The organism is Cyclobacterium sp. (assembly GCF_014762705.1).
Taxonomy (GTDB): Bacteria; Bacteroidota; Bacteroidia; order Cytophagales; family Cyclobacteriaceae; genus Cyclobacterium.
In genome coordinates this window covers 40,129-46,821 of the sequence record NZ_JABURL010000040.1, presented here as the reverse complement: position 1 = coordinate 46,821, position 6,693 = coordinate 40,129, and the positions used below count along the sequence as shown (strand labels likewise).

Genomic DNA, 6,693 nt, shown 5'->3' with positions numbered 1-6,693 from the left:
AATGGCGATGTGAAGTGTAGCTGTAGTTGTGTTTCCATAGTTCATGATATTGTTAAAGACCTGATTCTCTTCAAGGCCCAGTTTTTCCTGGATGTATTGGCTGATTCTCAGGTTTGCCTGGTGGGGGATCAGCAGGTCCAAATCTTTGGTATTTAAATTATTAGCATCCAGGGCTTCCTGAATTACCTCGTAAAACCTGATCACCGCATGTTTGAAAACCGCATTGCCATTCATCTGCAGGTTAAAAGACCCGCTATCAATCAGTTCTTGTGAAACCCTGACTTTTCTGCTGCTTCCGGGATCTTTCACATATAGTTCTTCAGCATGGTCCCCGTCTGCATGCAAATGTGTGGAAAGTATCCCTTTATGAGGTTCATTGCTGGCCTGAAGCACTACTGCACCGGCACCGTCCGCGAATATCACGGCACTTGAACGCCCCTCATCACTTTTGTCCAGTGCGGAGGATTGGATTTCAGCACCCACTACCAGTATATTTTGGTACATACCTGATTTGATGAATTGGTCTGCAACGGACAATGCATAAACGAATCCCGAACAGGCATTCCGGATATCGAGTGCGCCAATTCCCTGTAAACCCAATTCCCTCTGTAGCAATACGCCATTGCCGGGTATGAAATAATCCGGGGTAATGGTAGCGAAGATGATAAAATCTATTTCTTTGTTATTGAGGCCTGCATTTTTTATGGCCATTTCGGAAGCGGCCCTGGCCATGCTGGTAACGGTATCCTTTCCTGGGGTAAACCACCTTCTTTCCCTTATCCCTGTTCGCTCCACGATCCAGGCATCGTTGGTATTCATCAGTGAAGAAAGCTCCTCGTTGGTAACAATTCGGTCCGGCAAGTAATGGCCGGCACCGGAGATAATAGAATTTTTCATTATTGCATGGCTACTTATAAAGGAACAAATATGTCATTTTAAATCGAGAAATCAATTTTGGCATTAATTATGACTAATTGTGCGTAACCAAACAGCTTAATTCACCCTGAGGCTAATTTGGTCCAAAATTATATCTACTAAAAATATTATTAATAATAGATTAATTATAATCTATTTTTTTGAGGTTCATTTCTCAAAAAAAGTATTTCGAAACTTTTTCTCGAAATACTAAAAAAAATAATGGACAAGGCAAAAATATTTTGTCTTCATGTAATTGCTTTATAAAATAAAATTTTGTTTATTTTAAAAAACACCGTAATTATCAGAAAAAAATATTGTTGTATATCAAATACATAATGCTTTATTGGTAAAATCAAAAAACAAAAAACAATAAATCAATTCCCTTTTTATGAATTAAATATTACCTAATCAAATGAAAACAGAAATGAATAAAACAGCAAATGATTGTACAGCTACCCGGATGGGATTAAAAAAAGGAGTGCTTGGATGCGCTTTTTTATTATTTTTTACTACTATGTCAATTGGTAGTAATATTAATAAAGTAAATAAATTTAATTATGGTATTAATCATAGTTTTTTTTATTTAAATCAAGATACCGTTCCAACGAATGTCCTGGGAGAAAAATTATGGAGTGCCGGACATGAAAATGGCACACAGGAGGAATGGTTTCAAAATGGTGGTGGGGGAGAATTTAATAGCAGTAGCGGAAATAGCTCTGTAAGTTCCGAAGCCGCCAGGTCGGGAAGTCATTCCTTGAAAATGTCCATAAATACCACAAATGGTGGAAGTCATGGTACAAGAAATTACCGGTGGTCAGAGATTGCCGACCACAAAGATTTAATTTTTACCCAATATTTTTACTTCCCAAATCGAATCGATTTTGACCGGAATAACAATTGGTTTAACCTGATTCAAACGAAAGGTGTAAAGTTTGCTCCCGGAGGTGCGGGTACAGGTCCGGACCAAATCAATCATCCTCATTTTGTCCTTGGCCTGGATGTTCGTGGCGGAGCTGGGAGTGGCGGAGCAAACTTTTTAAGTCTGGCCGACCTGCAAAAATTTTGGGGAAGTAACCCTGATGTAATTTGGAAAGCCCCGGCAGGAATTGACCTACCTGTTAGGAAGTGGGTTAAAATTCAAATGCGCATCATTCAGGACAGGGGTGATAAAGGTCGGATACTTGTTTGGCAGGATGATATATTGATTATAGATACGAAATTCAGAAATACCCTACGACCCGAAGTGGATCAAAATATGTTTAGTATTAATGCATATGCTGATAAAACCTATCCAAACCTCACAAATATTTACATTGACGATCTTTCTATTCATCTTCCGGGTACCCCAAATGTGGAAAAGGAACCCGTTCCACTGGTAGAACCTGAAGTATCTATCATTGAACCACAAAATGAATTCACCATTACAGAAGGCGAGACGGTTAAAATTGAAACGGAGGTATCAACCGACCCGAGCCTTGAAATCGCTCAGGTGGAGTTTTTTAGCAATGGTTCATTGTTGGGTGCTTCCGATGCCGTACCTCATGATTATACCTTGTCTAACCTCTCAGAAGGTACTTATCAGGTTAAAGCAAAAGTTTGGGATTCGCAAGGTTCTGTTAATGAATCTGAGGAAATAAGACTTATTGTACTGGCAAAGGAAGAGGAAATTACAGAAGAACCGGAGGTTGCTCCTGATGAAATCACGCAACTTCCCTCAGGCCCTGGATTCAACTATAGTTTTGGGAGTAATGAGAATGTAATTTTTAAAGAGGCTGAATTTATGTCTGACCCCGGGTCAGAAATAATTTTTGGAACATCCTATACATTTAGAAATATTAACGCTAGTGGAACAAAACTTTACCAACAGGAAAGGAACTCACCCGATCTCAGATTAAAGGTTCCCTTAGATAATGGAATATATACTGTAGTCACGTACCATAATGAGCTCTGGTTTGGTAAAAATGGTCCTTCAGCAATTGCCGGTAGAAGGGTATTTTCCATTCAATTGGAAGAAGAGCTTTTAAAAGAGAATTTTGACCTTTTCAGAGAAAATAATAATGAACCCACGCAGCTTATTTTTGAAAACATAGAGGTGGTTGATGGGTATTTGGACATCCGAATGCTTGCTACCAAAAATAGAGCAACACTTTCAGGTTTATCGATTTTCCCTCAGGAGGGGCAAAATGGAAAACCAGGGCTTGTCAAAAACGATTTTCAAATGGCATTAAACACTGGTGCAGGTGAATCTACAGTCTTTGGAAATAATGAATTTGAAGCAGAAATAGGTTCTTTTGACTTTTTCAATTCGACTACCATTTATGCTGAGGTCAATGCCAGCAAGGATGTTTTATTTCAAACAGAAAGACATGGACTCAATCTAATCTATAAAATTCCCGTACCGAACGGGACTTATGAAGTCAAAACCTATCACAATGAACTTTGGTATGGAAAAAGAGGTCCAAGAGCAAGTGCAGGGAATAGGGTATTTAGCATTTCTCTGGAAGGTAAAGTAGTAAAGAACAATTTAGACCTTTTTTTAGAAAATAATAACCAGCCCCTGGAATTGGTTTTTGAGGAAGTGGAAGTTAATGATGGTATTTTGGAACTTAAATTACAGGCTTCTGCCAACAGGGCAACGATATCCGGTTTGGCAATCTCAGGTAAGATTAGCTCTACCAGTTCCAATCTCCGAATGGGCCAAACTGAGTTTAATTCCGGTCAATTGAATGAGGGTATAAATAGCAAGGAATCTGAAGTTTTAATATCCCTTTATCCAAATCCAGCCGTTGACCAGATTTACCTGGAAGGAGATGCTGAGAATTTTCAGCAATTTTTGATCCACGATAGCCTGGGAAATCTTTTGTTCCAGTTTGATCCGTTGAATCTTCAAAGAGAAAACGACCGCTATCTCATACCTCTGAATGGATTTAAGGAGGGCATTTACCTTATCAGTGTTATGAAAAAGGACAATTCGGTTGAAAGGTTGCGATTTATGATCCTATCTTAAATCAAGAAATGGGGCCAATTGAATGGGTTAATTGGCCCCATTTTATTTGACCGGCCTGGTCCAGACTTCCTCCTCAATCCTGTCTAAAAGCTCCGGGTTGGGGTTAATATCAAATTTTCGGGCAAACAAAATATCTGGAGAAAGGTCTTTTAGGCGTGGAATATCTTTAGTAGAAAACGTTTGAGGAGAGGGTTCATCCCCACCAGACCAATTTGCATAAGTCAGTGAGTTTTTGATATTGTCTGAATTATCTTTATTGATTTCGAGTACCAAACTTTGAAACAACATTTCATCAGGTAGATTGGAATAAGCCATAAAAGTAAGCAAGTCGCTATGATACTGGATATACACCAGAATTTTGGAAATGGTTTCTGTTTTCAAAGCCCACCAGGTATCTCCACCAAATGGTTTCAAATATGAAGGAAAGCTTTTCTTATGCAACAAAACAGGCAATTCTTTGATTTTTTTTCTTGCGACTACCTTCACAAGCTTTTTCAGACATTCAAAGCGGTAAAACTCCTTGGAGTTTATTGATGGTAGCTGCACATAATCTCCTTTTTTTTCAGATAAATCTATTTTGTATCGATTTATCCGATCCATTCCTCCTTTGGACCACTGGGTGGCAGGAATGGGAAAACAGGAGATAAAATCATTCCCAAAGTTATTTTTAAAATAGGTTGCAATGTAATCCCTTGATTTAACAGGGTAATCTTGTCCACTCAAAAGGACAACATAGCCTTCCTTACCACTTTTTTCTACAAGCTTGAGCATGGTTAATGTGGCATTGACAATACCCATTCCTCCCCAATTGCAGGATTCTCGCTGACCCTCAGTCAGTAAGTAAAGATTGGAAAATTTTCTTAAAGCATCTTTAAATGGGGAAATGGTGGATTTTAAGTCTACATGTACATAAAACCTGGTATGCTCTTGATTTAAGGCTGCCACCAATTTTTTAACCTGAAGGGGATTGGTATGCGCAAGAATTAAATAATGAATGGTCATTGATTTGCTGTCAAAAACTAAAACAAACGAAGCAAGGACTGGATTCCAGAGGATTTAACAATTAGTTCATTGATGTTTTGGGTATCATTTGGATCCAGTCTTCTTAGTTTGAAAGGATCACTTTGAATGGAATTGAAACCTGGATTTACGGTTAACCCGCATAGGTAGCCTGCCTCTTTGGCAAAATTTATCTCTCTTTTAGTAAAATTTCCATTTGGATACGCAATGGCATTTATCGGATTTTTCAGTTTTTTTTCCAAAGCTATTTTCGATTCGGTAATTTCCCACTTCGATTCTCCATCCTTACAGTTACTGAGAATAGGGTGAGAAACTGTATGGGATTGCATGGAAGCCCAGGGGGTCATTTCTGCTATCTGATTTAAAGACAATGCTTGTACATCGTGATGCTCTTCTTCAGAATGGAACCCCCTTGCCTGCAATAATGAAATACGGTCTTCATTGGGAATCCGTTTTAGGTGCCGGAGCGTTTTTTTATCCATTTTTTCCAAAAACCAAAAATGTTTACCAGTATCTACGATTCCTGAACAAAGAAATATGGTTACCGGTACCTGGTATTTTTTTAATACAGGAAGTAAATCATGGTTTTTTACATGTCCGTCGTCAAAAGTTACAACCATGGCTTTTTTGGGGATTTTGCCTGGGTCTTTTTTTTGGATGGCAGTTATCATCTCATCCAGAGAAATGAAATTATAATGTTTTGAAAGATAGGCAAAAGACCTTTCTGCAGTTTCAGGGTCTATGTCGTGGAAAACCAAAACTGAAATTTTATTTCTCTGAATAACCTCCCTGAAAAATACTGGAAGGCCGGAATACCTGAGCAGGGCGAAAACAATTTTTTTCATAAAAGTATAAACTTGTCAATCCTGAAATCTATCCATGAACCAAAATAGAACATCGGTCAATGATTGATTTTGATTGGTGGATATTGGACCTTGAAGATGCCCCAAACAGAATAGATTCAACGCCATCCAGGGAACAAACATATTCAAAGGCTTCTTTGGGAGCTAGGGCTCCGGCTGCCAATACCTGCATGGCTACCAACCTGCATCTTTTTTGTGCAATCACTTCTTCATATTTTTTGATTCCCCCGGACATCCTAAAACCTATTTTGTTGATGGAAGCACAAACGGTTGGATTTTCAATTCCTGCCTTCTCCAGAGTATCCAATAATAAAGGTAAATTCATGGTGATGAATCCGGGCTCTGCATGGTACTTTTCCTTGATGTGCTTGTAAAAGGTAACCAGGAAGTCGGTCATGCCAAGGCCAAGGAGCAAATCGGTAATCACATTTTGTACCCATATCACTGGGGTATTGACTCCATGAAACATTTTCATTTCGGCATCGATCATCAGCTTTGCCAGCTCACTGAAGTCTTTTTTCATAAATGCCAGCCCCCCTTTGGCAAAAGTACTGAAGATATTTCCTGGGACAAATTGTTTGATGGTCCCCAAATACCCCAACTCTGTTACGGCATTGGCATATTTGTGTGCATAAGGCATACAGGGGTATACTTTGAAATCTTTGTACTTCTCATTTCCTCTGATCCTATTGCAAATTTCACCAACCCGATCATGTGTTGTACACATAAACGTATTGATACCCTCCTCAATGGCGCTGTCTAAAACCGCCATGATTGCATCGTCTTGTTGAAAGCGCATGGTTTGAGCCCTTGCTTTTTCATCTGAACTGTGGTTAACGCCAAAAAACTGGTTATCACCGAATAATACTCTTTCCATGGTTTTTG

At 38.9% G+C, this 6,693-nt stretch carries 5 protein-coding genes; 1 reads left to right on the top strand and 4 read right to left on the bottom strand.

Translation table 11 applies throughout. The features are described from left to right. The coding region (locus tag HUJ21_RS07520) for a beta-ketoacyl-ACP synthase III (protein ID WP_291368385.1) at positions 1-897 on the bottom strand (897 nt) is incomplete at its 3' end. Positions 898-1,330: 433 nt separating this feature from the next. On the opposite strand from HUJ21_RS07520, the gene HUJ21_RS07515 reads away from it, so the two are divergent. Next, the gene (locus tag HUJ21_RS07515) at positions 1,331-3,925 is read left to right on the top strand and encodes a malectin domain-containing carbohydrate-binding protein (RefSeq protein WP_291368383.1); all 2,595 of its coding nucleotides are present in this window, start codon (positions 1,331-1,333) and stop codon (positions 3,923-3,925) included. 42 nt (positions 3,926-3,967) lie between these two features. Here the strand turns inward: HUJ21_RS07515 and HUJ21_RS07510 are convergent, their stop codons facing one another. The 3 genes from HUJ21_RS07510 to HUJ21_RS07500 are packed head-to-tail and all read right to left on the bottom strand — an operon-like array spanning position 3,968 to position 6,685. Next, the gene (locus HUJ21_RS07510; protein WP_291368382.1) at positions 3,968-4,927 is read right to left on the bottom strand and encodes a beta-1,6-N-acetylglucosaminyltransferase; all 960 of its coding nucleotides are present in this window, start codon (positions 4,925-4,927) and stop codon (positions 3,968-3,970) included. 17 nt (positions 4,928-4,944) lie between these two features. After that, complete coding sequence (locus HUJ21_RS07505; protein ID WP_291368381.1) at positions 4,945-5,790, bottom strand: polysaccharide deacetylase family protein; 846 nt, start codon at positions 5,788-5,790, stop codon at positions 4,945-4,947. A gap of 28 nt (positions 5,791-5,818) precedes the next feature. Continuing rightward, on the bottom strand, positions 5,819-6,685 hold the full coding sequence (locus tag HUJ21_RS07500; protein ID WP_291368379.1) for a hypothetical protein: 867 nt from the start codon (positions 6,683-6,685) through the stop codon (positions 5,819-5,821). Positions 6,686-6,693: the final 8 nt, after the last annotated feature.

Bases quoted from the DNA above. Each gene is read 5' to 3' on its own strand.
- HUJ21_RS07515 (WP_291368383.1), top strand. From the start codon at position 1,331: ATGAAAACAGAAATGAATAAAACAGCAAATGATTGTACAGCTACCCGG.
- HUJ21_RS07510 (WP_291368382.1), bottom strand. From the start codon at position 4,927: ATGACCATTCATTATTTAATTCTTGCGCATACCAATCCCCTTCAGGTT.
- HUJ21_RS07505 (WP_291368381.1), bottom strand. From the start codon at position 5,790: ATGAAAAAAATTGTTTTCGCCCTGCTCAGGTATTCCGGCCTTCCAGTA.
- HUJ21_RS07500 (WP_291368379.1), bottom strand. From the start codon at position 6,685: ATGGAAAGAGTATTATTCGGTGATAACCAGTTTTTTGGCGTTAACCAC.